A 1,397-nucleotide genomic window follows, 5' to 3' on the forward strand; every position below is an offset into this window, starting at 1 on the left:
CATTGTTGTCCGGTAAACCCGGGATTTAGTTTTATTTGTCAGTCCCTGTTATTTAGGGTCCATTTTTTTATTCATTTCAAAAAGCAAGCCCCCCATTTTGGGTAAAGAGTGAATTCCGGTATCGGTTTTCATCCTGTCCAGTGACATTTTTCCAACATCCTTCGGGATCTTCAAGAAAGCGGTATATATCCATATAATTCATCAGTTGGTTTCTGATCAGGGACACCATATTGGAAAAAGCCCATGACCGTTTGACTTTGCTTTTCACCAATGTGATCAGCAGATTGGCCAGCATAGCCGCCCAAATCTGTATTTCTATGGCATTCTCATTGTCCCCAAGAAAATATTTAAGCGGGAAATTCTGTTTGAGTTGCTTGAACAAAAGTTCAATTTGCCATCGCTGTTTATAGATCAAGGCTATTTTCTCCGCCGAAAGCTCAAAATTGTTGGAAATAAATTCAATCAACCGTTTGTTTTCATCATCCCAATAAGCGATGCGCCTGGTGCGGTGCACGTTCTTTTTGTGCTGTCCGTAATAAAGAACCACCTCTTCATCTTTCAATACGCTCGAGGGCGAATTATCCGGTAGATCGTATTCTTTACGTGCTTCATAGGCTGCATTATCCTTCAAACGGGTCACATAACAGATCCCACTTTGGGAAAACGCCTCATACTGGGCGTAATCCACATAACCTTTGTCAAAGGTGATAATTGACCCGTTGGGCAAGGTGTGAATTTCTTTAAGGAACGTGTGGTCATGGCGGACTGCTGCGCTGTAGCGGATCAAACAGGGAATGTTTTCGCTGGCCTTGATGATGGTATGCGCCTTGATGCCGCCCTTTTTCTTTCCCTGCAATGGATTGCGGCCAACTCCTTTCAAAATATCCTTGAACAACGTTATGGTCGTGGAATCCATGATATAAAGCCTTTTCATATCGACATCGCTCAAGCGGCTGTCCGCTAAACGTTCGCGATTGCGGAGATAAACCTCCATATAAATCTCACCGAACAGCTTGCTGCTGCGTCGCTGGTTTGCTTCCGACAATGTGCTTCGCCGAACGATATACCTCAAACCAAGATGGCTTAGTTTATGCGCATTGGCAAAAAGACCTACGATGACTTCACGGATCGACGAATAGCCTTCCAGTGCAGTAAACAGCATCACAACAACGTGGTTATAGGTAGTGAACTTTTTAACATAACGGTCCCCGCCATTTGCCTTGCTTATTTTCCTGATCTGACCTTTATCCAAAAACATTAACAGTTGGGTTAATATCGGCTGTCCGCTAAAATTTGTACTTTTACCCATAGTTACTTTAGTTGTGTCGTAACTTCAAAAGTAAACTAACCGGTTGGCGCTTGCGCCAACCCTTTTATTTTTTACCGGACACTAGTGA

Annotated in this window: 1 protein-coding gene; it reads right to left on the reverse strand. The window is 43.3% G+C overall.

Features of this window, described 5'->3' with window-relative positions:
- Positions 1–76 precede the first annotated feature (76 nt).
- Entirely contained in the window at positions 77–1,309 is a 1,233-nt protein-coding gene (locus U9S71_RS20860) for an IS4 family transposase (protein ID WP_326329797.1), read from the reverse strand.
- Between the last annotated feature and the right edge of the window lie 88 nt (positions 1,310–1,397).

This window comes from Parapedobacter flavus, assembly GCF_035818675.1.
GTDB lineage: Bacteria > Bacteroidota > Bacteroidia > Sphingobacteriales > Sphingobacteriaceae > Parapedobacter > Parapedobacter flavus.